Source organism: Pedobacter yulinensis (assembly GCF_003029735.1).
Lineage (GTDB): Bacteria > Bacteroidota > Bacteroidia > Sphingobacteriales > Sphingobacteriaceae > Pedobacter > Pedobacter yulinensis.
The window spans coordinates 473,737-499,568 of sequence record NZ_KZ686270.1 but is presented as its reverse complement, the minus strand read 5'-3'; the positions used below and the strand labels follow the sequence as shown (position 1 = coordinate 499,568).

21 protein-coding genes are annotated in these 25,832 nt (G+C 49.5%); 13 read left to right on the top strand and 8 right to left on the bottom strand.

The genetic code is table 11. The features are described from left to right. The first annotated feature begins 99 nt into the window (after positions 1-99). Positions 100-4,479, top strand: a complete 4,380-nt coding sequence (locus C7T94_RS16705; RefSeq protein WP_239495053.1) for a translocation/assembly module TamB domain-containing protein — start codon at positions 100-102, stop codon at positions 4,477-4,479. A 312-nt stretch (positions 4,480-4,791) separates the two neighbouring features. On the opposite strand, the gene recA is transcribed toward C7T94_RS16705, so the two are convergent. The 4 genes from recA to C7T94_RS16685 all read right to left on the bottom strand — a co-directional run bounded on the left by recA (position 4,792) and on the right by C7T94_RS16685 (position 7,618). Continuing rightward, the gene (gene recA, locus C7T94_RS16700; protein WP_107216700.1) at positions 4,792-5,808 is read right to left on the bottom strand and encodes a recombinase RecA; all 1,017 of its coding nucleotides are present in this window, start codon (positions 5,806-5,808) and stop codon (positions 4,792-4,794) included. A gap of 133 nt (positions 5,809-5,941) precedes the next feature. After that, the gene (gene nth, locus C7T94_RS16695) at positions 5,942-6,607 is read right to left on the bottom strand and encodes an endonuclease III (protein WP_107216699.1); all 666 of its coding nucleotides are present in this window, start codon (positions 6,605-6,607) and stop codon (positions 5,942-5,944) included. 53 nt (positions 6,608-6,660) lie between these two features. Further along, the gene (locus C7T94_RS16690; RefSeq protein WP_162618742.1) at positions 6,661-6,858 is read right to left on the bottom strand and encodes a hypothetical protein; all 198 of its coding nucleotides are present in this window, start codon (positions 6,856-6,858) and stop codon (positions 6,661-6,663) included. Between the two features lie 175 nt (positions 6,859-7,033). Beyond that, the gene (locus tag C7T94_RS16685) at positions 7,034-7,618 is read right to left on the bottom strand and encodes an RNA polymerase sigma factor (RefSeq protein ID WP_107216695.1); all 585 of its coding nucleotides are present in this window, start codon (positions 7,616-7,618) and stop codon (positions 7,034-7,036) included. 267 nt (positions 7,619-7,885) lie between these two features. Between C7T94_RS16685 and uvrA the strand changes: the two genes are divergently transcribed. Together uvrA and C7T94_RS16675 are read left to right on the top strand one after the other, a co-directional pair. Then, the gene (gene uvrA, locus C7T94_RS16680) at positions 7,886-10,687 is read left to right on the top strand and encodes an excinuclease ABC subunit UvrA (RefSeq protein ID WP_107216693.1); all 2,802 of its coding nucleotides are present in this window, start codon (positions 7,886-7,888) and stop codon (positions 10,685-10,687) included. A gap of 16 nt (positions 10,688-10,703) precedes the next feature. Next, entirely contained in the window at positions 10,704-11,324 is a 621-nt protein-coding gene (locus tag C7T94_RS16675; protein WP_107216691.1) for a LysE family transporter, read from the top strand. Between the two features lie 55 nt (positions 11,325-11,379). On the opposite strand, the gene C7T94_RS16670 is transcribed toward C7T94_RS16675, so the two are convergent. Continuing rightward, on the bottom strand, positions 11,380-12,411 hold the full coding sequence (locus C7T94_RS16670; RefSeq protein WP_107216689.1) for a DUF2157 domain-containing protein: 1,032 nt from the start codon (positions 12,409-12,411) through the stop codon (positions 11,380-11,382). Positions 12,412-12,537: 126 nt separating this feature from the next. On the opposite strand from C7T94_RS16670, the gene C7T94_RS16665 reads away from it, so the two are divergent. The 8 genes from C7T94_RS16665 (at position 12,538) to fabG (ending at position 21,520) form a co-directional block, all read left to right on the top strand. Next, entirely contained in the window at positions 12,538-12,927 is a 390-nt protein-coding gene (locus C7T94_RS16665) for a septal ring lytic transglycosylase RlpA family protein (protein WP_107216823.1), read from the top strand. A gap of 572 nt (positions 12,928-13,499) precedes the next feature. Beyond that, on the top strand, positions 13,500-14,477 hold the full coding sequence (locus C7T94_RS16660; protein WP_107216821.1) for a ribonucleoside-diphosphate reductase small subunit: 978 nt from the start codon (positions 13,500-13,502) through the stop codon (positions 14,475-14,477). Positions 14,478-14,581: 104 nt separating this feature from the next. Beyond that, on the top strand, positions 14,582-16,960 hold the full coding sequence (locus tag C7T94_RS16655) for a ribonucleoside-diphosphate reductase subunit alpha (protein WP_107216687.1): 2,379 nt from the start codon (positions 14,582-14,584) through the stop codon (positions 16,958-16,960). Between the two features lie 37 nt (positions 16,961-16,997). After that, the gene (locus C7T94_RS16650) at positions 16,998-17,270 is read left to right on the top strand and encodes a cysteine-rich CWC family protein (protein WP_317046928.1); all 273 of its coding nucleotides are present in this window, start codon (positions 16,998-17,000) and stop codon (positions 17,268-17,270) included. 78 nt (positions 17,271-17,348) lie between these two features. Then, complete coding sequence (locus C7T94_RS16645; protein WP_107216685.1) at positions 17,349-18,494, top strand: alpha/beta hydrolase; 1,146 nt, start codon at positions 17,349-17,351, stop codon at positions 18,492-18,494. Between the two features lie 97 nt (positions 18,495-18,591). Then, on the top strand, positions 18,592-19,467 hold the full coding sequence (locus C7T94_RS16640) for a carbon-nitrogen hydrolase (RefSeq protein ID WP_107216683.1): 876 nt from the start codon (positions 18,592-18,594) through the stop codon (positions 19,465-19,467). Between the two features lie 77 nt (positions 19,468-19,544). Then, positions 19,545-20,615 carry an agmatine deiminase family protein gene (locus C7T94_RS16635; RefSeq protein WP_107216681.1) on the top strand — a complete coding sequence of 357 codons (1,071 nt, stop codon included), beginning with the start codon at positions 19,545-19,547 and terminating at the stop codon, positions 20,613-20,615. 161 nt (positions 20,616-20,776) lie between these two features. Then, entirely contained in the window at positions 20,777-21,520 is a 744-nt protein-coding gene (fabG, locus tag C7T94_RS16630; RefSeq protein WP_107216817.1) for a 3-oxoacyl-[acyl-carrier-protein] reductase, read from the top strand. A gap of 54 nt (positions 21,521-21,574) precedes the next feature. Here the strand turns inward: fabG and C7T94_RS16625 are convergent, their stop codons facing one another. The 3 genes from C7T94_RS16625 to panB all read right to left on the bottom strand — a co-directional run bounded on the left by C7T94_RS16625 (position 21,575) and on the right by panB (position 23,572). Beyond that, complete coding sequence (locus C7T94_RS16625; RefSeq protein ID WP_107216680.1) at positions 21,575-21,979, bottom strand: response regulator; 405 nt, start codon at positions 21,977-21,979, stop codon at positions 21,575-21,577. Positions 21,980-22,047: 68 nt separating this feature from the next. Beyond that, positions 22,048-22,749 (bottom strand): RluA family pseudouridine synthase, encoded by a 702-nt coding sequence (locus tag C7T94_RS16620; RefSeq protein ID WP_107216678.1) that lies wholly within the window; start codon positions 22,747-22,749, stop codon positions 22,048-22,050. A gap of 7 nt (positions 22,750-22,756) precedes the next feature. Next, positions 22,757-23,572: a 3-methyl-2-oxobutanoate hydroxymethyltransferase gene (gene panB, locus C7T94_RS16615; protein WP_107216676.1), complete on the bottom strand. Its 816-nt coding sequence runs from the start codon at positions 23,570-23,572 to the stop codon at positions 22,757-22,759. A 278-nt stretch (positions 23,573-23,850) separates the two neighbouring features. Here panB and carA point away from each other — a divergent pair, with 278 nt between their 5' ends. After that, entirely contained in the window at positions 23,851-24,963 is a 1,113-nt protein-coding gene (carA, locus tag C7T94_RS16605) for a glutamine-hydrolyzing carbamoyl-phosphate synthase small subunit (RefSeq protein WP_107216672.1), read from the top strand. Between the two features lie 101 nt (positions 24,964-25,064). Further along, positions 25,065-25,832, top strand: a complete 768-nt coding sequence (locus C7T94_RS16600; RefSeq protein WP_107216670.1) for an ABC transporter ATP-binding protein — start codon at positions 25,065-25,067, stop codon at positions 25,830-25,832.

The window sequence follows — 25,832 nt, the reverse complement described above, 5'->3', positions numbered from 1 at the left end:
TGCAAAATTATTAAAAAACTATTTAAAATACTTCTTTGGTCAATTGCTTCGCTGCTTTTGTTGCTGACCATCGTAGTTTTTTCTTTGCAGTTTAAAGCTGTGCAGACCTATATCGCTAAAAGGGCCGCACGGTACCTTTCAGACGAATTAAAGACAACTGTCAGCATAGGCAGTTTGTACCTCAAGCCGTTCAAATCGCTCGTGCTCGAAGATCTTGTGGTGCTCGACCTGCAAAAAGATACCCTGCTCAGCACACCGAAATTCATGGTCGATCTGAATGAGCTCTCGCTAAAGCGACGGGTAGTCGACGTTAATACCATCCAGATCAATAACGGGTCGTTTTTTCTTAAGCGTTATAAGAAGGGAGGAAACAACCTCAAGTTTATCATCGACTATTTTGACTCGGGTGCTGCACCCAAGAAAAAGAAGAAAAAACCTTATGAGGTGCGCCTTGGCCGGGTCATTTTGAACAACATGCACCTCAGGTATAAGAATCTGAGAAAGAAAGACACCCTGCTCAGGGGCGTAAATTATGATGATGCAGAACTCCGGCAGCTGAACGGCATATTCGAGGGCCTTAACACGCGCGACCACCTTGCAAAGCTGGATATAAAAAACCTCACTTTCAAGGAAAAGAGCGGATTCTACCTGAAAAACCTGACTGCCCAGACCACCATCGATACCAATTCAATCGAACTTAAAAACCTTCTGCTGGTGACCAACCAGAGCCGGCTCACGAACTATTATAAAATGAGCTTCGACCGGTTTGAAGATTTCGAGGATTACGAAAACAGGGTACGCATGAAAGCCGTGTTTCGTAAAAGCCACATCGCTTCGCGCGATATCGCATACTTTGCGCCGGCCCTGCTGCGCATGAAACTTGATCTGGATGTAGACGGACAGGTTACAGGACTGGTGAATAGTCTGAAGGCCAAAAAGCTTTCAGTCAGGGCCGGCAAAGCAACCCACATCAAAGGCGATTTCACGGTCCGTGGCTTACCCAACTGGGAGGAGACATTCCTCGATCTGAAAATCGAAATGGCCGGAACAAATAAACGCGATCTGGATGAAATTCTTGGTAACACCACCGGACGGAAGACAAAAGTGATTCCCGAAATCGTAGCCAAATTCGGGAACGTGAATTTCAACGGTTCTTTTACCGGCTTCCAGAACGACTTTATTGCCTACGGCGAATTCAAGACCAAACTGGGGCGCCTCGTATCTGATGTAAACATGAAGATCGACAAAAAGGGCGAGCCTTCATATTCCGGTAATGTAAGCACCTACGACTTCAACCTGGGTGACTTACTTAGCGAAAAAAGCCTTGGTCGGGTCACATCAAAATTATATGTAAAGGGCCGCGGTACGGAGTTAAACCGGCTGAGTGAAGCGCTTACCGGCGACGTGGCCTATATCGATTTTAACGGTTACCGGTACCGCAACATCAAAGTTGATGGCACTTTCGACAAGAAGTTCTTTGATGGTAGTCTGCGGGTAAATGACAGGAACCTCAAACTCACCTTCGACGGAGGCATCAACTTCAATCCGAAACTGCCGGTATTCAATTTCAAAGCAGAGATTCGCGATGCACGGCTCCGGTCGCTGAAGCTGTATAAAGATTCGCTGCGGATTGCCGCGAGTTTCAGCACAAACTTTTCGGGTACCAACCTGAACAACATTGAAGGCGACCTGCTGATCAACAAGATCAGGCTGCAGAACCCGCGTGGAATTTACAACATCGACTCACTGCGCCTGACGGCAAACGGCAGGGGAATTGATCGGCGACTAAGCATCAATTCAGATATCTTTGATGCGAGCATTACAGGCACCTATGATCTGAATACGCTTGTTTCGTATTACAAGGCCATTGCAAAAACCTATATCCCCTCTCTTAAAACAGATATCATTCGTTACAACACCCAGATCTTCAAGTTTAACCTGCGCGTGAAGCGGTTTGAACCGATTGCGCCGCTGATTATGCCGGGGCTTGATCTCGAAGACCAGGCGGTGCTGGTTGGGAATTTTGACTCCCGCAACAATACGGCTACGCTGAACGGCTTTATTAAGAAGCTGAAATACCGCGGTGTGGTTGCCAATAACATCATTATAGATGAAAGCACCACTAAAGATTTTCTGCAGGCGGTGGTCACCTCAGACCGTGTAGATATCAATGACAGCCTGTTCATCAAAAATGTGAACATCTCGAATATCCTGCGCAACGACAGTTTATCCATGAACGTCAAAATGTCTAATTCTGACGATGCCAACCAGCTGGACCTGAATGGTCTGATCGAGTTCTCGAAAGATACCATGGCCCGGCTTAGCATTTTGCCTTCCTTATTGAAGATTAACAACGAAGACTGGCAGATCCAGGAAAAGGTGCGGGTAAGCTTTGATAAAGGCGAAACGCGCATTACGAACTTTGACCTGAGTAACGGAGCGCAGCTGTTAACCATAAATGGCACGCTCTCTGAAGATCCTGCTGACCTGCTGAAGGTCGGTTTTGAAAACTTTGATCTGAATACACTCAATCCGTTCACAAGAGGCTTCGGGGTCAAATTAGGCGGGAAGGTGAATGGCGAATCAAACCTTTACGGCATCCTGAAAGCCCCGCGTCTTAACGACAACCTGAAGATCGATTCGCTGCGGTTCAACGATACAGATATCGGCAACCTGGTCGATACCTCTTCCTATTCATCGGCAGATAATAAAGTTCACCTTTATACGCGAGTAACGACGGGCGGCCAGGAGACCTTTAAGGTAACCGGGGCCATTGACCTGGCTCAGAAACAGCTTGATGTAAACGTGAAGATGGCAGAAAGTAAACTCACCATACTCGAGCCCTTCGTCAAGAAACTGGTTTCGAACTTAAGGGGGAATATCTCTGCCGATATAGACATCAAAGGCAGCCTGAACAAGCCGGAAATTAATGGCGAGGTTGAGCTCGACGAAGCACGGCTTACCGTGAATTATCTGCGTACTCCTTACACCATTACTGACAAGGTAAGCGTGAGGAACAGTGTAGTCGAACTCGGCGATCTCGTTATCGCCGATGCAGAAGGAAACCTGGCACAGGCCACCGGTACCGTCGATCTGAACAACATCAACAATCCGACGCTCGACGTAACGGTTAACGCCAAAAATTTCATGGCGCTCAATACCACCAGCAAAGACAATTCAGTTTATTATGGACGGGCCTATGGATCGGGTGTCTTTCGCTTCAACGGGCCTACAGATAACATGCGGATCCAAATTGATGCAAAAACTGAGAAGGGCACCGTTTTTAATCTGCCATTGAATAGCTCGGAGACGGTATCTGAGAAAGATTTTATCAATTTCGTGACCAAAGACACGGTCAACACCCAGAAAAAACTCACTTCGTTTGACGGCCTGACGCTTAGTTTTAAGCTCCGCATCGACCCAAATACCACGGCGAATATTTATACTGCCCTCGGCAACCTGAGCGGAAAGGGAAATGCAGAACTGGCGCTCAATATCAACAGCCAGGGCGACTTTGAGATGTCTGGCGACTACATCATTGAGTCGGGCAGCTTCGACTTTACAGCCCAGGAGGTCATCAATAAACAATTTGCCATTCGCCAGGGAGGAACGATCAGGTGGACCGGCAACCCTACGGGTGCCCAGATCAACCTGAAAGCCATTTATTCATTGCGTGCCGGCCTGCGCGACCTCTATACAGCTGCCAACCGGGATGCAAGCAACAACAACAGTTCAGATCGTGTCAACACAGAAGTGGAAATGGGCCTAACTGGTTTGCTGCTTAAACCAGATATCAAGCTGGATATTTTCTTTCCGTCAAACCCGGCTATCAAGGAAGAGTTTCAGTCTTATTTCAGCGATCAGAATAACCTGAACCTGCAGGCTTTCAGTCTGATTATTCGACGCAGCTTTACACCCGGAACCGGCGAGGGCATAGGCCGGCAGCTGACCACCGGCGTCACCAGTACCGCAACAGAATTGATCTTTAACCAGTTTAACAACGTGTTGTCTTCTCTGAACCTGGACTTTGTTGACTTAAACGTGCGCACCTTTAACGACGTCAATGCCTCGTTCAAGTTTTTTGATGACCGGCTGATCATTAATGCCGGCGTTGTGGACCGCCGCAGCTCCAATGACTTCTCCCTCATCGATTTTTCCAGGAATGCGGTGGCCAGCGAGATCGAAGCCCTGGTGCTGATCAGAAAAGATGGAAGCCTGACCGGAAAGCTGGCCAATAAACCGCCAACACAACAGAGCATCTTCCTGAACTCAGGGATTAGCCCTACAAACAACGTGACCTCGCTGGGTCTGATCTATACCACCCAGTTTGATACATTCAGCGAATTTGTGAAGAAACTGACAGGGCAATACCGCCGCGACATCCGCAAGCGCCAGGGGGGAGAACAGCCAAAGAAAACCCGTCAGTCGGTAAACCGGGAAGCGGTAAGGAATGAGGAAAAAAGCTCCCAGCGCCGGTAGGTTATCCGCTGGCCGATAGGTATGCCTCGGTCTTCAGGATTTCCTGTAAGGGACTGCCTGCAACATAAAAGTCTAAAAAAGGTCGCCTGAAGAAAACCTGTACATTAGCGAGAGGACGCTGCCACTAAGATCCATGGGTTTAGGCCAGGTTAGATTTGCGCTCCCTGACTAAATAAAAAAGGTCGTTTCCCAACGGGGAACGACCTTTTTCTGTATGCTGACTCTCGTCGAGCAGGCTTCAAGGTGTGGAGCGCAACATCTGAACGTGGACAATATCACGAAAACAGATACGTCGTGACGGCTTATGTCTGATTATCCTTTGTCTTCAAGTTTATCGCCGGTAACCTCGGCCTTGATCCGGGTTTCGAGTTCTTCGGCAAGTTCAGGATTATCGAGCAGGAGTTGTTTAACCGCATCGCGGCCCTGTCCGAGTTTGGTATCGCCGTAAGAGAACCAGGATCCTGCTTTTTTAATGATACCGAAGTCGACGCCCAGGTCAATAATCTCGCCTGATTTGGAGATGCCTTCACCGAACATGATGTCGAACTCTGCAATGCGGAAAGGCGGCGCTACCTTGTTTTTAACGATTTTCACTTTAACGCGGTTACCTGATACCTCATCGGCATCCTTGATCTGCGAAATCCTGCGAATATCCAGCCGTACAGAAGCGTAAAACTTAAGGGCGTTACCACCGGTGGTCGTTTCAGGGTTTCCGAACATGACGCCGATCTTTTCGCGCAGCTGGTTAATAAAGATACAGGCGCAGCCTGTTTTTGATATGGTGCCGGTCAGCTTACGCAGGGCCTGGCTCATAAGTCGTGCCTGGAGACCCATTTTGCTGTCGCCCATTTCCCCTTCAATTTCACCTTTCGGTACCAGGGCCGCGACCGAGTCGATCACGATCACGTCGATCGCACCCGAACGAATCAGGTTATCGGCAATTTCCAGTGCCTGCTCACCATTATCTGGTTGTGAAATCAGCAGGTTATCAGTATCAACGCCCAATTTCTTGGCGTAAAATTGGTCGAACGCGTGCTCAGCATCGATAAATGCAGCAATGCCCCCTTTTTTCTGCGCTTCTGCAATGATGTGGGTGGCCAGGGTGGTTTTACCCGAAGATTCAGGCCCGTAAATCTCAATAACCCGGCCTTTCGGTATGCCACCGATGCCAAGAGCGATATCCAGGCTCAGCGAACCTGTTGATATGGCCTCAATCGATTCAATGGCCGAATCGCCGAGTTTCATGATCGTACCTTTTCCGTACGATTTTTCAAGTTTATCTAAAGTAAGCTGTAATGCTTTTAATTTGTCTGTGTTTGGCGTGCTCATGCTAAAAAAATCTGGATCGTAAATATAAACTGTAAGTAAAGTAAATAGCGCAGCTGTTGATAACTAATAATGCTAAATATTTTAGCGAAAATACGCAAAAAATTAGCGATGTCAATAATTGTAGAAAAAAAAATTAACCGGTCGTTTCAATCAGCCGGATCTTTTTTACACGCTGTTCAAAATAGCGGCAAAAATGGCTGATCTGGCAAACCTCACATTTTGGCGTACGTGCAATGCAAACATAACGGCCATGCAAAATGAGCCAATGGTGCGCCAGGTGGATGGTGTGCTGCGGCAGGTGTTTAACCAGGTCTTTTTCTACTGCCAGTGGCGTTCTTCCGGTGGTCAGGCCCACGCGCCGGGATACCCTGAATACATGTGTGTCTACAGCCATGGCCGGCGCCTGATAAATGACCGAGGCAATGACATTTGCCGTTTTGCGCCCAACGCCCGGCATGCGCTGCAGGTCCTTGATGTCTGAGGGAACCTTGCTGCCAAAATCTTCCAGCAGCATTTTGGCCATTCCGACCAGGTGTTTTGCCTTGTTGTTGGGATAACTGATGCTTCTGATGTAATCGAACACGATATCGGGCGTAACAGAAGCCAGTGCACGTGCATCGGGGAAACGTGCAAACAGAGCAGGCGTAACCATGTTCACGCGTTTGTCTGTGCACTGCGCGGAAAGGATGACAGCCACCAGCAGCTGGAAGGGATTTTCGTAATGAAGTTCTGTCTCGGCATCTGGCTGCTGTTCAGAGAAGTGTTCAACAAACAGGCGGTACCTTTCTTTCTTTAGCATGTGCAAAGATAAGCCGCAGGGCAAAAAAAAAGCTGCATTTCTGCAGCTTGTATTTATTTCTTTGTTTTCCTGGAATATTCGAGGATCCTGCTGATCACCTCATCGCCGGGGGCTTTCATCAGATCATCCAGCTGTGGTTTAAGGCTTTCATAAAAAAGATCATCGTCCATATCTGCAGGGTTTAGTCCTTTTTCAAGAGGTTGTGGGGCTTTCGTTTCTGCACCTTTAAAAGTAGTAGAGGTTCTTGTCATAAGCCTGGTTAAATTTTTAGGAATCATTTACAGAGTAAACGAGCCGCTATCTAATTTATTTTAAATCCCCGGATTTATTTTAAGACCCCAGGCTTTATTAACAAGAATGTTACTACAGGTGTGAAAAACACGTAGTCCCCGCATTTTTTAGAACCGTCTGCCGTATAAAAGCCGGTTAATTCCGGTAACTTAGCTCTTTGGCACTGATCATTTTCCGCAGGTTGCTCAGTGCATAACGCATGCGCCCGAGAGCGGTATTGATGCTCACATCTGTCAGATCGGCAATTTCCTTAAAACTCAGGTCTGCATAATGCCGCATGATCAGAACTTCCTTTTGCTCATCTGGCAACAGCCGGATCATTTTTTTGAGGTCAGAGCTGGTCTGCTCGCGCAGCATCCGGTCTTCTGCGCTTTCATCATGAAACTGCAGCAGGTTCAGCACATCACTGCCGTCTGAGCTGGTGATAACCGGCGCGCGTTTTTCCTTCCTGAAAAAGTCGATGACCAGGTTATGGGCAATGCGCATAACCCAGGGCAAAAACTTGCCTTCTTCGTTGTACCGGCCCGAACGCAGCGTATTGATCACTTTGATAAAAGCGTCCTGAAAAATGTCTTCGGCAAGGTACGAGTCCTTTACCAACAGGTATATAGAGGTGTAAATTTTGGATTTATGTCTTTTTAACAATTCTTCCAAGACCAGTTCGTTACCGGCTATATACAATTTAACCAGTTCCTGATCGTTTAATGATTGTAATTTCATAGGATTACCTACACTAATTTCCCTAACTATTTGCTAAAAATTAATTTGTAGATGTTTAGAATCGATAGTTTGTCTCCTATGTTGGGGGTTGACGACTGTTTTATTACAGTCGTTATAAAGTCAAAGAAAGAATTTTTTTTGTCAAAAAGCAACAATTAAATTGTTAAAAAAACGAAAAACCCACTTTATCGGTTTAATTTTGTAAGCAGGCGGAGCACAGGCGACCGCCTTTTTTATCTGCCCTGACCAGGAATTTCCCAGAGATACATGAAGAAAGAAGTCGAAAAAGACCCCTCGAAAAATATCATTATAAAAGGTGCACGCGTGCACAACCTGAAAAACATAGACGTTGCCATTCCCAAAAACAAGCTGGTAGTTGTAACCGGCATGTCAGGGTCGGGCAAATCCTCGCTGGCCTTCGACACGCTCTATGCGGAAGGACAACGGCGTTACGTAGAAAGCCTTTCGGCCTATGCGCGGCAGTTCATGGGCCGCATGAACAAACCCGATGTCGACTACATCAAAGGAATCGCACCGGCTATTGCCATTGAACAAAAGGTTATTACCTCGAACCCCAGATCAACGGTAGGCACTTCGACCGAGATATATGACTACCTCAAGCTGCTCTTCTCACGCATCGGTAAAACTTATTCTCCCGTGTCGGGGCAGGAGGTTAAACGGGATTCGGTCAGCACGGTGGTCGATTTTTTCAGCAAACTGCCTGCCGGCACGGCCGTGACGGTTTTCTGCCCACTGCACCCGCACAATGACCGCAGCCTGAAAGAGGAGCTGGCTGTCTTGCTTCAGAAAGGATTTTTGCGTGTGCTGATCGGCGGCAAGATCCACAAGATCGAGCAGGTGCTGGAAGACGGGTCGGTAAAAGATGAAACGCTCAAACAATCTGATGCTGTACAAATATTAATTGACCGCATCGTATACAGCGATGACGAGGAGACGCTGAGCCGCATTGCCGATTCGGTCCAGACGGGGTTTTTCGAGGGCAAGGGTGATATTTTTGTCGAAGCAGAAGGCCGGACAACCCATTTCTGCGACCGTTTTGAACTGGACGGAATGCAGTTTGAGGAGCCGACGCCGAATTTCTTCAGTTTCAACAATCCATACGGGGCTTGTAAACGCTGCGAGGGCTACGGAAACATCATCGGTATAGACCGCGATCTTGTTATTCCGGATAAAAGCAAAAGTGTGTACGACAATGCCATTGCGCCCTGGCGCGGCGAAAAAATGCGTGACTGGCTGAACCGTTTCATCAAGGTTGCCGGCAAGTTCGACTTTCCGATCCACCGGTCTTACAGCGAACTGACCGAAGAGCAGCAGGAGTTGCTGTGGACCGGCAACGCGCATTTCAGCGGGCTGAACGCGTTTTTCAAGGAACTGGAAGAGCAAACCTATAAAATACAGTACCGGGTCATGCTTTCGCGCTACCGCGGAAAAACAACCTGTCCGGATTGCAAAGGCTCGCGTTTGCGTAAAGACGCTTCGTACGTCAAGATCAACGGGAAATCGATTATACAGATCGTGCTCATGCCCCTCGCCGCAGCGCTGCAGTTTTTCAACGAACTGGAGCTCAGCGGAACCGATGAAAAGATTGCGCGCCGGCTGCTGGCCGAGATCGCTAACCGCATCCTGTATCTGAACAATGTGGGGCTGGGTTACCTGACCCTGAACCGGCTCTCGAACACCCTTTCTGGCGGTGAGTCTCAGCGCATTAACCTGGCTACTTCGCTGGGCAGCAGCCTGGTTGGGTCGGTGTATGTGCTCGATGAGCCCAGCATCGGTCTGCACCCGCGCGATACGAACAAACTGATCGAGGTGCTCCAGTCGCTGCGCAATGTCGGCAATACCGTGCTGGTCGTTGAGCATGAGGAGGAAATGATGAAGGCGGCAGACCACATCATCGACATTGGTCCGGAAGCCGGAACGCATGGCGGCAACCTGGTTTTCAGCGGGACCTACGATGAGATCATCAAAGATGAAAACAGCCTGACCGGCAAGTACCTGAGCGGCAGCGAACGGATCGAATTGCCGGTTTCAAGACGCAAGTGGCGCGACCACATCCTGGTCAAGGGAGCCAGGGAAAATAACCTGAGGAATATAGATGTAAAATTTCCCCTTGGTATTTTTACCGCTGTAACCGGCGTTTCGGGTTCGGGTAAGACCAGCCTGGTTAAAAAGATACTTTATCCGGCCCTGCAGAAAGCAATTGGCAATTATGCCGGCGAAGCTACCGGACAGCATGACGGCATATTCGGCGATTATGTGTTGGTAAGCCAGGTGGAACTGGTAGACCAGAACCCCATTGGGCGGTCGTCAAGATCTAACCCGGTTACCTACGTAAAAGCCTGGGACGACATTCGTGCACTGTTTGCTGGTCTTCCTGGAGCGAAGGCCGCCGGACTTAAGCCGGCCGCTTTCTCTTTCAATGTGGAAGGGGGGCGCTGCGACGTTTGCCAGGGCGAGGGCGAGGTACGGATTGAAATGCAGTTTATGGCTGATATCTTTCTGCCCTGCGAAGCCTGCGGCGGAAAACGGTTCAAGCAACAGGTTCTTGATGTAACTTATAAAGATAAAAATGTATCGGAGATCCTGGACCTAACGATCGACGAAGCTGTGGCATTCTTTGCCAGGGACCCCAAGATACTCGCTAAACTACAGCCGTTGGTCGATGTCGGGCTGGGTTACGTACACCTGGGGCAATCGTCAAATACCTTGTCTGGAGGCGAAGCACAGCGCATCAAACTGGCGTCGTTCCTCATTAAAGGAAACAATGCTACGAAAACCGTATTTATCTTTGACGAACCGACCACCGGCCTTCATTTTCACGACATCAAGAAGCTGCTGAAAGCCTTGCATACGCTGATTGAGCAGGGAAATACGGTTATTGTGATCGAACACAATATGGACATGATCAAGTGTGCCGACTGGGTCATTGATATTGGTCCTGAAGGCGGCGACGGGGGTGGGGCGCTCGTGTTTGAGGGGCTGCCTGAAGACCTCGCAGAGGTAGCGCACTCTTACACAGGCAAGTTTTTGAAAGAGCATCTGAAATAATTGTACATTTGCAGCCATGCTTTTTCTGACCTTCGTCCTGGGTGTTGTTCTGAACGCCATCGGGTACATTCCGCCCGGTAACATCAACCTCACGGTGGTGCAGATCTCTATTTCCAAAGGAATCAAACAGGCTTATGCCTTTATTATCGCCTTTGCATCTGTCGAGGTCTTTTTTACTTTCTGCATCATGCGTTTTGTGCAATGGCTGAGCAGCGAGTTCAAATTTGGCGAGGTGATCGATATATTTATGATCATCATGTTTTCTGTGCTCGGCGTCATCACCTGGCGAAGCCGTAAGGAAATGCCGAAGGCCGATACATCCAATCGCGACAGCATCAAGTATGGCATGTTACTGGGTGTGCTGAACCCGATGCAGCTGCCTTACTGGCTTTTTGTTGGTACGTACCTGATTGCACACCAGTGGATCGAGATCGGCAACATTTCGCTGATCATTTTCAGCATCGGGTCGGGATTGGGTGCGGGCCTGGCCTTGTACGGCTTTTCCCATTTTGCCAGGTACATCCAGGAGAAGTTTGACCTGAGCAGTTACATCATCAGCAAAAGTATCGCTTTCCTCTTTTTTGCTCTGGCCGCCTACCACATCGGCAAACTCATCTATGTGCACTTGATCAGGTAAAAAACACCGGTTGGACGGCGTTTTGTGCTGCCGGGTTGCGGGCGCGCGGCCTGGCCTATTTCAGGAAATCGACATTCCAGATCTTTTCTGCTTTCCGGCCAATGAGCCAGAACGAAGCGGCGAGCACAGAGAAAAACAGGGCTTTATGCCAGCTGTCCCAGAAATACTCAAAATAACGTGTGTACAGGTTAATAAAGAGAAAAGTGATGCCGAACTCGCGCGCAATATCGTCCCGGTATTTGAGACCGATCCAGGTACTCACGATACAGGCCGCCGCAGAAAGCAGTGCCCAGTAGAACAGGCTCAGCTGCCGCACCTTGTACCAGTCATCGAGTGTAGCGAAATTGCCGAAAACAGACAGGAACCAAAGGGAAATGAACAGGTACATCATCCCGCTCAGGTAAGTGACCTGGAAAAAGTATGAAAGTGTCCTGTGTTTTTTCAGCAGCAGGGACAGGGCGGTTAGCGCGGCCCCGAAAATGACAAAGCGCAGTGGGTAGTTCATGCCCAGGTAATAGCTGTCGCGGCTCAGGTATCCTGTTTCAGTGCCGAACCAGGCACCCAGCGAGATCAGCGCAAATGCCCAGATCATGCGCGAGCGGAAAAAATACCCGATCAGGCCATAAACCAGCACAGAAAGGAGAATGAGCAATCCGAAGTGCCCGCTTCCTTTGTCGAGCGATTTGCCAAGGTACGCGATGCCGTTTGCTGTAAAAAGCACCGCCATAAACAGGATGGCTTCGTTGCTGAACCGCAGGTTTGACCGTTTCTTTTTTCTCCTGAAACCAACAGCGTACAGCCAGGCAGCCAGGGCGATGGAGATAAGCGCAATGACGATATCGGAGGTTTCATAGATTCGCTCCAGCTGTTTGAGAATTGAAGGATCGATAAGCAAGGCCCCGAGCGAAATAAAACCACAGGCCAGGGCAACCCAGAACGAGTATTGGGCCAGGCGCAGCCAGTCGAATGTTTTCACCTCATAACTGCGGCGCAGCTGCTGCCCGGTCTCTTCGCTGATCAGGCCACGGCTTTCCCAGTCCATGATCACCTCGTCCAGGAATTCGCTTTTTTCTTTGTCTACTTTCATGTTCTGTTTCCGAAGATAATGATTTTGCCATGAGCCGGCCCGCTAACGATGCCCGGGAGGGCAGAAAAGCAGGTTTTTTTTGGTTAGTGACCTTGTTTGTTATATTTGCTTTTTGACAAACCGCCGATGAAACATGCTTTAACGGTAATTTGCCTGTTGTTTTTTGCGCTGCGCCCGGTCTCTGCGCAACAGGCAGACAGTGCTGCCGACCGCGCGGCAACGGTAAAAACGGGCCTCGCTACCTATTATGCGAGCCGGTTTGAAGGCCACCGCACCACCAGCGGGCAGCGCTACCGAGCCAAAAAATTTACCGCCGCTCACCGCAGCCTTCCTTTCGGTACCGTGGTTACCGTGACTAATCTCAGCAACGGCAAAACTATCGACGTAACTGTCAATGACCGTGGCCCCTTTACACGGCGGTTCATCATTGATGTCTCGGCTGCCGCCGCGAAAGCGCTTGGTTTTTACAGGCATGGGCAGGCGCGTGTACAGATCTCCTACCTCCATTCGCGGTAGCACGGGCGGTCCCGGTTCCTGCCTGTGATAACCTAAATAATTGCCGGATCGTTCAGGTCGTTTAGAAACCCTCGGGGCAGCGCTCCTGCTGACTATTTTACGCCCAAAAGTCAGTTAAAATAGCCGTTTTTAATACTTATTAACACTCATTACTTTTCGTTACGGCCTTAAAACGAAATAATTAGCTTTTTTGAGCCCGGTTTATGACCCTGGGCTGATCAAATTTTCGATTTTACCAACGCCGGTGTTAACAACTTTTGGGGGCAGAACGGGCCTCGTGTTATATATTTGTTTTAACGAATTCTAAGGGAAATCCGTCGTTCATTGTGTAGTTTAAAGTGTTGTGATTTAGTTAATTAGAAAGCATCGTTCTGATTCGATTTACCAAAGATTTCTTTGGCATTGCACCTGCAAGCTTGGTCACAACATGATTATCTGATGAAACGGTTTTGTTTTACGAAGGAGAGAAAATAAGGGAATGGTTCTGCATTTATTTTTAGTGGTGAATTTCACCGCGAGGAGAATTGTCGGCTTTTCCCGGAGAGTATGTGTTACCCAAACCTGATCCGCTTATGCAAAAGGAAGAAGAAGTATTATTAAAAGAGAATAAGGATCGTTTTGTGATCCTTCCGATTAATTACCCGGCCATCTGGGAGATGTATAAGAAGAGCGAAGCCAGTTTCTGGACAGCAGAGGAGATCGACCTATCTGACGACCTGAAAGACTGGAACAATCTGAACAGCGGAGAACGACATTTCATCTCACACATCCTGGCGTTTTTTGCGGCCAGCGACGGCATTGTCAATGAAAACCTGGCGGTTAACTTCATGAGCGAAGTGCAGATCCCTGAGGCGCGCTGTTTTTACGGTTTCCAGATCATGATGGAAAACATTCACTCTGAAACGTATGCCTTGCTGATCGACACGTATGTCAAAGACCCTGAAGAAAAGGACCGCCTGTTCCATGCCATTGACACGGTGCCCTGCGTGGGCAAAAAAGCGGAATGGGCACTTCGCTGGATCGAGAACGGTTCTTTTGCCGAACGCCTGGTGGCTTTCGCTGCGGTTGAAGGTATCTTTTTCAGCGGCAGTTTCTGTTCCATTTTCTGGCTTAAAAAACGTGGCCTGATGCCGGGGCTGACCTTCAGCAACGAACTGATATCACGGGACGAAGGCTCACACTGCGAATTTGCCTGCCTGTTATACGGCATGCTGAAATACAAGCTGACCGAAGAGCAGGTGCATACCATTATCAAAGATGCGGTCGAAATTGAAAAGGAATTTGTCACAGACGCACTTCCGGTAGCACTGATCGGTATGAACGCGAAACTGATGTCGCAGTACATCGAGTTCGTGGCCGACCGCTGGGCGCAGGAACTTGGTTACAGCAAAATATACGGTGCCAGCAATCCGTTTGATTTTATGGAGATGATCTCCCTGCAGGGCAAAACCAATTTCTTCGAGAAACGAGTTGGCGACTACCAGAAAAGCGGCGTGCTGACTGCCGCCGAAGATAAAGCGCAGAGTTTCTCCCTGGACGAAGACTTCTAAACATACCGCCGGAGGGCGCCGGGATCAAGACCGCGTTTTCTGAATACTTTTAATGATTTGGTACCGGTGCTTGATGGCCGGTACGCTAGCTAAATGATAAAAATATGTTTGTAATCAAAAGAGACGGTCGCAAAGAAGCGGTGCAATTCGACAAGATCACCGCGCGGATTCAAAAACTGTGCTATAGCCTCAATCCGGATCTGGTCGATCCGATCGATGTGGCCAAAAAAGTGATCGAAGGTCTTTATGACGGGGTAACTACCTCTGAGCTTGACAACCTCGCAGCGGAGACAGCTGCTTCTTTAACTACAAAACACCCGGATTATGCACTGCTTGCTTCGCGCATTGCCGTGTCCAATCTGCATAAAAATACGATCAAGTCTTTCTCGGGAACCATGAAAATGCTCTACGAGTATGTTGATCCAAAAGCAAAAAAGGAAGCGCCCCTGATTGCAGATGATGTATGGGAAATCATCGAGAAAAATGCAGACATCCTGGACAGCTCGATCATTTACGACCGTGATTTTGGCTTCGACTATTTCGGGTTTAAAACACTTGAAAAATCTTACCTGCTTAAAGTAAACGGCCAGATCGTAGAGCGTCCGCAGCACCTTTTTATGCGTGTTTCGGTTGGAATCCACAAGGAGGATATCGAAAGCGCCATCAAAACTTATCACCTGATGAGCGAGCGCTGGTTTACCCACGCTACCCCAACGCTCTTCAATGCAGGAACTCCAAAACCTCAAATGTCTTCCTGTTTCCTGCTGACCATGCAAGACGACAGCATTGACGGTATCTATGATACACTGAAACAGACGGCAAAGATATCGCAAAGCGCAGGCGGTATTGGCCTGAGCATTCACAACATCCGTGCAACGGGTTCTTACATTGGCGGTACGAACGGCACAAGCAACGGGATCATCCCGATGCTGCGCGTGTTCAATGATACTGCCCGTTACGTAGACCAAGGTGGCGGTAAACGCAAGGGTGCCTTCGCCATTTACCTGGAGCCCTGGCATGCCGATATCTTCGCTTTCCTTGACCTGCGCAAGAATCATGGCAAGGAAGAAATGCGTGCCCGCGACCTCTTTTATGCACTCTGGATGTGCGACCTCTTTATGCAGCGCGTTAAAGACAACGGCGACTGGAGTCTCTTCTGTCCGCATGAAGCACCAGGCCTGGCCGATTGCTTTGGTGCAGAATTCGAGAAACTGTATACCAGTTACGAGCAGGAAGGCCGTGCACGCCGCGTTGTAAAGGCACAGGAGCTCTGGTTTGCCATTCTCGATTCACAGATCGAAACCGGTACGCCATACCTGCTTTACAAAGACGCCGCCAACAGCAAGTCCAACCAGCAGAACCTCGGTACCATTAAAAGCTCAAACCTTTGTACCGAAATCATCGAATATACTTCTAAAGATGAAGTTGCCGTTTGTAACCTGGCATCGCTTGCCCTGCCACGGTTTGTAAACAATGCAACCTTTGATCATGAGAAACTTTACGAGGTTACTTATCAGGCAACCCTGAACCTGAACAAGATCATCGACCACAATTATTACCCGGTTGAACAGGCACAGACATCCAACCTTCGCCACCGGCCAATCGGCCTGGGCGTGCAGGGCCTGGCAGATGCGTTCATCCTCATGCGCCTGCCATTCGAGAGTGACGAAGCCAAACAGTTGAACAAAGAGATCTTTGAAACCATCTACTTTGCCTCGATGACCGCTTCCAATGACCTGGCTAAAAAAGAGGGACCTTATGAAACATTCAAGGGCTCGCCGCTTTCAAAAGGTCAGTTCCAGTTTGACCTCTGGAATGTGAAACCTGAAAGCAACCGCTGGGACTGGGAGTCGCTGCGCAAGAGTGTCATGGAGCACGGCGTGCGCAACTCACTGCTTGTAGCGCCTATGCCAACTGCATCTACCTCGCAGATCCTGGGCAACAACGAATGCTTTGAGCCGTACACCTCGAACATCTATACCCGCAGGGTACTCAGCGGCGAATTTATCGTTGTTAATAAACACCTGCTTCGCGACCTGGTGGCGCTTGGCCTGTGGAACAACGACATGAAAAACCAGATCATCCTGGCAAACGGATCCATCCAGTCCATTCCTGAAATCCCCGCCTACATTAAAGAACTGTATAAAACGGTTTGGGAGATCAAGATGCGTAACATCATTGACATGGCCGCAGACCGTGGAGCCTACATTTGCCAGTCTCAGTCCCTGAACCTGTTCGTAAATGCACCAAATACAGCCAAATTGACCTCCATGCACTTTTATGCATGGGAAAAAGGCCTCAAAACCGGTATGTATTACCTGCGCACGCAGGCCGCATCGCAGGCGGTTAAATTTACAGTTGAAAACCAAGGCGGCAAAGCCATTGAGCCGGTTATCCCGGCAAAGGTAGAGGCTGTAGTAGACGAGATTCCAGACGGCCCGGTCTGCAGCATGGAAGAAGGCTGCATCAGCTGTTCCGGATAAGAAATAAAGGCGAAGGCCTTTATACAATTACATTACAATGCCATTTTTTCAGGGTCCCGGCTGGTTTTGCCGGGACCTTGTTTTTTGTACGTATTTTTGCCGCATGCACCTGTCCAGCAAACACGAGATCATTGCCTGCGAGCGCTGTGCCAGCCCGGTCGAGTGCAAAGCCAACGCGTATACAAAATGCCAGTGCAGTACAGTACAGCTCAGCATTAATGAAGTTCAGTACATCAGTGAACTGTACGAGGGTTGTTTGTGCGCAAAATGCCTTGCTGAACTGCAGCAAGAGTACAGGGAGCAGGTTTGATGTTAAAAAAACAGTAAGTTGCAGACCAAAATTGGCAACTGTCTTTGCCGGGACCTATCTTCGCCACAAATAATAGCCATGAATAAATTTATCGTTCTGATCGCCTTGCTTGCTGGTCCGCTTGTCATGCATGCGCAAATCAAAAAAGCTACAGCTTTACGTATGGCCCAAAGCGAAGTTGAACGGGCGCAGGCCGCATACCGTTCAGAGGCGGCTGCAGCCTGGCAGTCGAAAACAATCCGCCAAGGCGACAAAGCCATGAAGTTTGAAACGAAAGTTTTCGGACAAGCTCAGCCTGGCCAGCGCAGTCTGTACATTTCGCTGCACGGCGGCGGTGGCACTACGCCCGAAGCCAATGACAAGCAATGGCAAAATCAGCAGCGGCTCTACACACCTGGGGAAGGTCTGTACTTTGTGCCGCGCGCCCCAACCAATACCTGGAACCTCTGGCATGAAGACCATATTGACGACATGATTGATCAGGTGATCAAAAGTGCAGTGATCCTGGAAGGTGTAGATCCCAACCGGGTGTACCTGCTTGGGTATTCTGCTGGTGGCGACGGCCTTTACCAGCTTGCCCCCCGAATGGCCGACCGCTTTGCTGCAGCTTCAATGATGGCCGGTCATCCCGGCGATGCTTCCGCACTGCCGCTTCGCAACCTGCCCTTTGCCATCTTCATGGGGGCCGAGGATGCCGCCTATGACCGCAATAAACACGCCGCTGCCTGGGGAAAGACACTGGATAGTCTGCAATCGGCCGATCCCCAGGCCTATCTACACAAAGTGGAGATCTATCAGGGCCTGGGCCATTGGATGAACCGAAAAGACACCGTTGCGCTAGCCTGGATGGCCGGTTTCAAAAGGACCGCCCTTCCCAGCAAGGTGATCTGGGTTCAGGATGACCGCAGGCATCAGCAGTTCTATTGGTTAGGTGCCACCGCTGCAGCAAAAACCGGCGACAAAGCTGTCGTTTCTCTTGACCGGAAAGGCAATGCTATCGAGCTGGACGAAAATACTTTTGCAACGCTGCATATCTACCTGAACGACGACATGCTCGACCTGGACAAACTGATCACCCTGCGGTCAAACGGAAAAACCTTGTTCAGGGGGAAACTTAAACGTTCGGCCAACCTGATCAAAAGCTCGGCAGAACGTCGCCTGGATGCATCACAGGTTTATTCGGCGGGGCTGCAGGTTGCAGGTGGCAGCGCTAAACCGCTTTAAGCCGTGTCAGCTGCAGGTAAGCATCCGGCTCCGGCACCAGGTTGCTTTCAGCGTTCCCGAACAAAATCGTAACTTTGCAGCAAAATTTTTTGAGTAGATGAGTAAAGTAAAAGTGGGTCTGGTGCAGATGAGCTGCACGAAAGACAAACAGGAAAACCTGGACAAGGCCATTGCCGAAGTGCGCAAGGCTGCTGCTAAAGGTGCACAGATCGTTTGCCTTCAGGAGCTGTTTACATCGCTGTATTTCTGCGATGTGGAAGACTATGATAACTTTGCATTGGCCGAGGCCATTCCCGGCCCTTCTACCGATGCGCTTGCACTGGTTGCCCGCGAGCTGAACGTGGTCATCATTGCGTCGTTGTTCGAAAAACGTACCGCCGGTCTGTACCACAACACCACAGCCGTGCTGGATGCCGATGGGACGTACCTGGGTAAGTACCGCAAGATGCACATCCCGGACGATCCTGCTTTTTATGAAAAATTCTATTTTACCCCCGGCGATCTTGGTTATAAAGTATTTCAAACCAAATATGCAAAGATTGGGATCCTGATCTGCTGGGACCAGTGGTATCCGGAAGCATCGCGCATTACTGCGCTGATGGGCGCTGAAATCCTGTTCTACCCGACGGCCATTGGGTGGTCGACCGAGCAGGACGAAGAAACGAACACAGACCAGTACAATGCCTGGCAAACCATTCAGCGTTCGCATGCAGTAGCCAATGGTGTTCCTGTGATTAGCGTAAACCGAGTTGGTTTTGAACAGGATGGCGCCATGAAATTCTGGGGCGGCAGTTTTGCGGCGAATGCGCAGGGGCGTATCCTTTATCTGGCTTCGCATGAAAATGAAGAGACGGAGGTCGTTGACCTTGATCTGGATGAATCTGACTTTTTCAGGAAACACTGGCCCTTTTTACGGGACCGGCGGATCGATTCTTACCAGCCGATCACGAAACGTTTTATCGATGAAGACTAGCCGCAGGCTATAGCCCTGTACGCTGCACCATTCTTAATCTTAACATCAATTGCCGGTTAGGCCGGTTCCATGTATATATGAACGACTTTTCTGCGGGGCTGCGTGCCGGTTCCGGATCTACACCAAAAGCAAACGGGTACAGCTTTCCGGCTGAATGGGGCAGACAAGAAGCCATGTGGCTGAGCTGGCCCCATAAGGAAGCGTCCTGGCCGGGAAAGATCGACAAGATCTATGCGCCGTATTGCCGCTTCATCAGGGCTGTTTCTGAGGGTCAGAAAGTTCGCATCAACGTGAAAGATGCGGCGATGGAGCAGTTTGCGCGCGAGCAGCTTGCTAAGGAAGCTGTACCGGCAGAGGCGGTCGAGTTTTTTTATCACGAAACGAACGATGCCTGGTGCAGGGATCATGGGCCCGCATTTTTGACAGACGGAAAGGGCGGCAAGGCAGTGGTCGACTGGGGTTATAACGCATGGGGCGGCAAATACCCGCCTTATGATTTGGATGATGTCATTCCGACGCGGATCGCTGCGCATTTCGGCTTGCCCGTCTACCATCCGGGAATCGTTATGGAAGGCGGCTCGGTCGACTTTAACGGCGCAGGAACGGTCCTTACCACCACAGCCTGCCTGCTCAATGAAAACAGGAATCCCGCGCTGAGCAAAGAAGAGATCGAGACCTACCTGAAAGAGTTTTATGGGCAGGACCAGGTGCTGTGGCTTGGCGACGGAATTGTCGGCGATGATACCGACGGTCATATCGATGACATCACACGGTTTGTATCAGAAGACACGGTGTTAACTGTTGTGGAAGAAAACCCTGAAGACGAGAATTACGCGATTTTACAGGAAAACCTGGAAACTTTAAAGACGTTTCGCCTGCCAGACGGCCGTCCGCTTAAAATCGTCGAATTGCCAATGCCCGCTGCGGTCATATATGAAGATACCCGGTTACCGGCATCGTATGCGAACTTTTATATTGCCAACGAGGTGGTCGTCGTACCTGTTTTCAACGATGCCAATGATGCGCGCGCGTTGAAGATCATTCAGAGTTGTTTCCCAGACCGGAAGGTGATCGGTATCGACTCTGTAGATCTGATCTGGGGCCTGGGCAGTTTTCATTGCCTGAGCCAGCAGGAACCGGCGGTATAACCAACTGGCCAAACATGAACAGGGCTTAAAAAAGGCCTTGCGCCGGCACTTTGCCTACCAAATGGGCGGCAGGCGATCTGAATAAACATTTTCAAGCTGGAAAAGAAATGATAAATTTGGCCTCCGGCCCGGGCCGGCCAATGAGATCAAATCAAATGATAATGAAATTACTTGAAGGAAAAACGGCGCTGGTTACCGGTGCTTCTAAAGGAATAGGAAGAAAAATCGCAGAAGTGTTTGCTGCCCATGGCGCAAACGTCGCGTTTACATATCTCTCGTCTGTTGAAAAAGGACAGGCTCTTGAGACCGAGCTGCAAACTTTCGGAACGAAGATAAAAGGTTACCGGTCTGATGCATCCAAGTTTGCCGAAGCAGAGCAGCTGATCAGCGACGTCGTAGCTGAATTCGGCACGCTCGATGTTGTGGTTAACAACGCTGGCATAACCAAAGATGGTCTGCTGATGCGGATGACCGAAGAAAACTGGGACGAGGTAATCGACGTGAACCTGAAATCGGTGTTCAATGTAACCAAAGCGGCTTCAAAGATCATGATGAAAAACCGCAAAGGCGTGTTCATTAACCTGAGTTCCGTTGTCGGTGTGCAGGGTAACGCCGGTCAGGCTAACTACGCCGCATCAAAGGCTGGAATTATCGGATTTACCAAATCAGTTGCCAAAGAATTGGGCTCGCGTAACATTCGGAGCAATGTTGTTGCTCCGGGCTTTATTCGCACAGAAATGACCGATGTACTCGATCCGAAAGTTGTAGAGGGCTGGGAGGCGAACATTCCTTTGAAACGGGCGGGGCAGCCGGAAGATGTGGCCAATGTCTGCGTGTTCCTGGCTTCAGACATGAGCGCCTACGTGACCGGTCAGGTGCTTCCCGTTTGCGGCGGCATGCTCTAGCAATAAAAGATATACAATGAAAAGGCCCGCTAATCCTGTTTAGCGGGCCTTCTTTTAGTTAAGCCTGAACTTTTCTTCGGGTTCCTCATTTACCTGTTTAAGCAGGGTCTTTATTTTCTTTAGCAAAACATTGATGTCAAAAGGTTTTGGAAGAAAGTCGTTCGGTGCATGTTCTTCGTTCATGACGTACTGATAGTCCCGCAAGCCTGACATCATCAGGATGGGAATATCTTTGGTGTCTTCGTCCATTTTTAGCTGTTCGCAGATCACGCGTCCGTCCATTTTGCCCAGAACAACATCAAGAATGATCAGTTCGGGGCCAAACTCCTCGATCCGCTCAAAGATCTGTTCTGCACTCAGCAGCGTCGAGACCTCGTAATTGCCTATCTCAAGAACCAGTTCAATGGTTTCCAGCACATCTTCATCATCATCAATTACAAGTATTCGTTTTTGCTCCATGGTCGGTAAATTGAAATCCGGTTGCAAGTATAACAAAAAAATTATGTGGGGGTTTTGTTAAAGAAACATTAATTTCCTGTTGGTTCAAAGCGTTCAAAACGCTCCCAGAAGCCATCTTTTGGCAAAGAAGCAAACAGTTTGACGGGTTCTTTTTTGACTGGGTGAATGAATTCCAAACGCCTGGCATGCAGGCAAATGCTGCCCTTTCGGCTGCCTCGCGGATACCCGTATTTGTTGTCGCCAACGATGGGCGTGCCCAGTGTCGACAACTGCACGCGGATCTGGTGCGAGCGGCCGGTAAGCGGGTCGACCTCAATCAGGAAATAACCGTCCAGTTCACCTAGCAGGCGGTATCCCAGCTGGGCGCGCTGACTGCCCGGAACCTCCTTGTCGTAAGGCGTAACCAGGTTTTTCTTCGGGTCTTTGATCAGCCAGTGTATCAGTGTACCCTGCACTGCGGCTGGTTTTTTCCGGGCCACGGCCCAATAAGTCTTTTTCACCTCGCGGTTTTTAAACAGGAGGTTCATGCGCTCCAGGGCCTTGCTTGTTTTTGCAAAAAGAATAACACCGCTAACCGGGCGGTCGAGACGGTGCACAACGCCGAGAAAAGCGCTTCCCGGTTTGTTGTACTTGGCGGCAAGATATTTCTTAACCTGCTCATCGAGCGGTTCATCTCCGGTTTCGTCTACCTGGACAATGTCGCCCGCTTTTTTGTTTATGGCAATCAAGTGGTTGTCTTCAAAAAGAATATCGTGGTCAGTGATCGGCATGCTGCGGTCAGTATTGCTCCTTTTCGTTCGGGAAATCTTTGCTCTTCACATCGCTGATGAAAGCTTTCGCCGCATCGTGGATCTGGGTATAAAGATCAAGGTACTGGCGTAAAAAACGGGGTTTGAAACCCTTTGTCAGTCCGAGCATGTCATTTACCACCAGCACCTGCCCGTCGCAGTGTGGCCCGCCGCCAATACCGATAACAGGTACGCTGACACTTTCAGCTACGAGTTTACCCAGGTCGGCGGGAATCTTTTCAACAACAATAGAAAAACAGCCGGCTGCCTGGATGGCCAGGGCGTCTGAACGCAATTTGGCTGCTTCGGCTTCCTCTTTGGCGCGCACGGTGTAAGTGCCGAACTTATAAATAGACTGCGGTGTCAGGCCAAGATGGCCCATGACGGGGATACCAGCCGTTACAATACGCTCAATAGATTCCACCACCTCTGCGCCGCCTTCCAGTTTTACTCCATGAGCGCCCGACTCTTTCATGATGCGAATGGCCGAGTTCAGCGCCTCCTTTGAATTGCCCTGGTAAGATCCGAAAGGGAGGTCTACGACGACGAAGGCGCGTTTTACGGCACGGATAACCGAGGCCGCATGATAGATCATCTGGTCGAGCGTAATGGGGAGGGTGGTTTCATGACCCGCCATCACGTTCGAAGCCGAATCGCCTACAAGGAGGATATCAAGCCCTGCATCGTCCAGGATGGTTGCCATTGAGTAATCGTAGGCGGTAAGCATGGATATCTTCTCGCCCCGTTGTTTCATTTCCTGGATAATGTGGGTTGTAACCCGCTTTACTTCCTTGTGTATCGACATGGCTTGTCTTGTTTTAGGGCCCAAATGTAAAAAGTAATCGCCACATTCTTCTGTCAATCGCTTGTAAACATCAGGGCGCTGCCGGCCTTTTTTAAAAAAAACGGCAAGATCAGCTTACTAATATGGTATTTCCGTTTCCAGATATGGCTGGTAAATACTATCTTTGTACCCCGAAATGAACGGGCTTGAACTTTACCTTTCCAACGTAAAACCTGCCGGCCAATGGCCTTCAAAGTGGCTTTTTTCTTTCTTTTTACCGACTAATTTATTGACAAAACATGACTAACTACACCAAGTTACCTGCAGTATTATTATTGGCCGACGGAACTGTCTTTCATGGTAAAGCTGCCGGAAAGATCGGCACCACAACCGGCGAAATTTGTTTCAATACAGGCATGACAGGCTACCAGGAGATTTTTACCGATCCATCGTATTTCGGGCAGATCATGGTAACCACCAATTCGCACATCGGTAATTACGGTATTCACAAGGAAGAGATTGAGTCGGGCTCGATTAAGATTGCGGGGCTGGTTTGCAAAAATTACAATATTCTTTATAGCCGCAAAGAAGCCACAGAATCCATCCAGGATTATTTCCAGAACGATAACCTGGTGGCGATTTCAGATATCGATACCCGTGCGCTGGTGCGTCACATTCGCGATAAAGGCGCCATGAACGCCATCATTTCATCAGAAATTACCGACCTGGAGACCTTGAAGAGCATGCTTGCAGAGGTTCCTTCAATGGAGGGACTGGAGCTTTCCTCTCAGGTTTCTACCAAAGAAGCTTACTATTATGGCAGCCCTGAAGCATCGCTCAAAGTGGCTGTGCTGGATTTGGGAATCAAGAAAAATATTCTGCGCAATTTTGACGACCGCGACATCTACGCCAAGGTTTTCCCGGCCAGGACTACGTTTGCCGAAATGGAAGAGTTTGCGCCAAATGGTTACTTTATTTCAAACGGTCCCGGCGATCCCGGCGCCATGCCTTATGCTGTAGACACATTCAAGGAAATCCTCGCGGCAGACAAACCTGCTTTCGGAATTTGCCTGGGGCACCAGCTGCTGGCCGAAGCCAACGGCATCGGAACCATGAAGATGTTCAACGGCCACCGCGGGCTGAACCATCCGGTTAAAAACGTGATCAAAGATCATTGTGAAGTTACCTCTCAGAACCACGGTTTCGGGGTGATACCGGATGAAGTGCGTGCATCAGACAAGGTCGAGATTACCCATGTGAACCTGAACGATCAGTCGATTGAAGGCATTAGGGTGAAAGGAAAGCCGGCATTTTCTGTTCAGTATCACCCTGAGTCCTCGCCCGGCCCGCACGATTCACGATACCTGTTCGATGATTTCGTCGACCTTATGAAAGGTAAGTTAAGCTGGTAGTACGCCGGCGACGGTTGGAAGTTATTCGTTGAAACGATGGTTCGGGTGGTTTTTGACCGCCTGCTGTCGGGCCATGCTGAAAAGCTTCGTACCTTTAACCTATGCAAGACAAGCAGGCAATGATCCGGGTTAAAGACCTGGTTAAAAAATACGACGATTTTACGGCCGTTAAAGGATTGTCGTTCGACGTTTTTGAGGGCGAAATTTTCGGTTTACTGGGCCCCAATGGCGCGGGAAAAACGACTACCCTTGAAATCATCGAAACCTTGCGCCAGAAAACTTCGGGAGAGGTTTTTGTGAACGGGCTTTCAATAGACCGCGATGCGCATGCCATCAAACAAATCATTGGCGTTCAGCTGCAGGCCGCAGGGTACTATCCCAATCTGAACCTCATCGAGCTGCTCGAACTTTTTTCGGGCTTGTATGGCGTGAAGGCAAAACCGATGGAGATGCTCGAAAAAGTCAACCTGCAGGAGAAGGCGAAGGCCAGGTACAAAGCGCTTTCAGGCGGGCAAAAGCAGCGGTTTTCAATTGCTACCACACTCATTAATTCGCCAAAGATCGTTTTTCTGGACGAGCCGACCACCGGCCTCGATCCGCAGGCGCGGCGCAACCTCTGGCAATTGATCGGCGAGATCAGGGAAAGCGGAACAACCGTTGTGCTCACCACCCATTACATGGACGAAGCGGAGCAACTTTGCGACCGCGTCGCTTTTGTGGAGCGCGGCGAAATCATTGCGCTGGATACACCCGATCAGCTCATAGACAACTTGCTTAAAACCGGATTCGAGCGGAAAAAGGAAGTAAAGGGTGCCAATCTGGAAGACGTGTTCATACACCTGACGGGCCAGGAATGGCGCGAAGGCTAA

What these genes read in the sequence shown, in the direction of transcription:
- C7T94_RS16635 (WP_107216681.1), top strand. Translation starts at nt 19,545, where the DNA reads ATGAACGACTTTTCTGCGGGGCTGCGTGCCGGTTCCGGATCTACACCA.
- C7T94_RS16655 (WP_107216687.1), top strand. Translation starts at nt 14,582, where the DNA reads ATGTTTGTAATCAAAAGAGACGGTCGCAAAGAAGCGGTGCAATTCGAC.
- C7T94_RS16690 (WP_162618742.1), bottom strand. Translation starts at nt 6,858, where the DNA reads ATGACAAGAACCTCTACTACTTTTAAAGGTGCAGAAACGAAAGCCCCA.
- C7T94_RS16625 (WP_107216680.1), bottom strand. Translation starts at nt 21,979, where the DNA reads ATGGAGCAAAAACGAATACTTGTAATTGATGATGATGAAGATGTGCTG.
- C7T94_RS16620 (WP_107216678.1), bottom strand. Translation starts at nt 22,749, where the DNA reads ATGCCGATCACTGACCACGATATTCTTTTTGAAGACAACCACTTGATT.
- uvrA (WP_107216693.1), top strand. Translation starts at nt 7,886, where the DNA reads ATGAAGAAAGAAGTCGAAAAAGACCCCTCGAAAAATATCATTATAAAA.
- recA (WP_107216700.1), bottom strand. Translation starts at nt 5,808, where the DNA reads ATGAGCACGCCAAACACAGACAAATTAAAAGCATTACAGCTTACTTTA.
- fabG (WP_107216817.1), top strand. Translation starts at nt 20,777, where the DNA reads ATGAAATTACTTGAAGGAAAAACGGCGCTGGTTACCGGTGCTTCTAAA.
- nth (WP_107216699.1), bottom strand. Translation starts at nt 6,607, where the DNA reads ATGCTAAAGAAAGAAAGGTACCGCCTGTTTGTTGAACACTTCTCTGAA.
- C7T94_RS16645 (WP_107216685.1), top strand. Translation starts at nt 17,349, where the DNA reads ATGAATAAATTTATCGTTCTGATCGCCTTGCTTGCTGGTCCGCTTGTC.
- C7T94_RS16600 (WP_107216670.1), top strand. Translation starts at nt 25,065, where the DNA reads ATGCAAGACAAGCAGGCAATGATCCGGGTTAAAGACCTGGTTAAAAAA.
- C7T94_RS16675 (WP_107216691.1), top strand. Translation starts at nt 10,704, where the DNA reads ATGCTTTTTCTGACCTTCGTCCTGGGTGTTGTTCTGAACGCCATCGGG.
- C7T94_RS16650 (WP_317046928.1), top strand. Translation starts at nt 16,998, where the DNA reads ATGCCATTTTTTCAGGGTCCCGGCTGGTTTTGCCGGGACCTTGTTTTT.
- C7T94_RS16670 (WP_107216689.1), bottom strand. Translation starts at nt 12,411, where the DNA reads ATGAAAGTAGACAAAGAAAAAAGCGAATTCCTGGACGAGGTGATCATG.
- C7T94_RS16640 (WP_107216683.1), top strand. Translation starts at nt 18,592, where the DNA reads ATGAGTAAAGTAAAAGTGGGTCTGGTGCAGATGAGCTGCACGAAAGAC.
- C7T94_RS16660 (WP_107216821.1), top strand. Translation starts at nt 13,500, where the DNA reads ATGCAAAAGGAAGAAGAAGTATTATTAAAAGAGAATAAGGATCGTTTT.
- panB (WP_107216676.1), bottom strand. Translation starts at nt 23,572, where the DNA reads ATGTCGATACACAAGGAAGTAAAGCGGGTTACAACCCACATTATCCAG.
- carA (WP_107216672.1), top strand. Translation starts at nt 23,851, where the DNA reads ATGACTAACTACACCAAGTTACCTGCAGTATTATTATTGGCCGACGGA.
- C7T94_RS16685 (WP_107216695.1), bottom strand. Translation starts at nt 7,618, where the DNA reads ATGAAATTACAATCATTAAACGATCAGGAACTGGTTAAATTGTATATA.
- C7T94_RS16665 (WP_107216823.1), top strand. Translation starts at nt 12,538, where the DNA reads ATGAAACATGCTTTAACGGTAATTTGCCTGTTGTTTTTTGCGCTGCGC.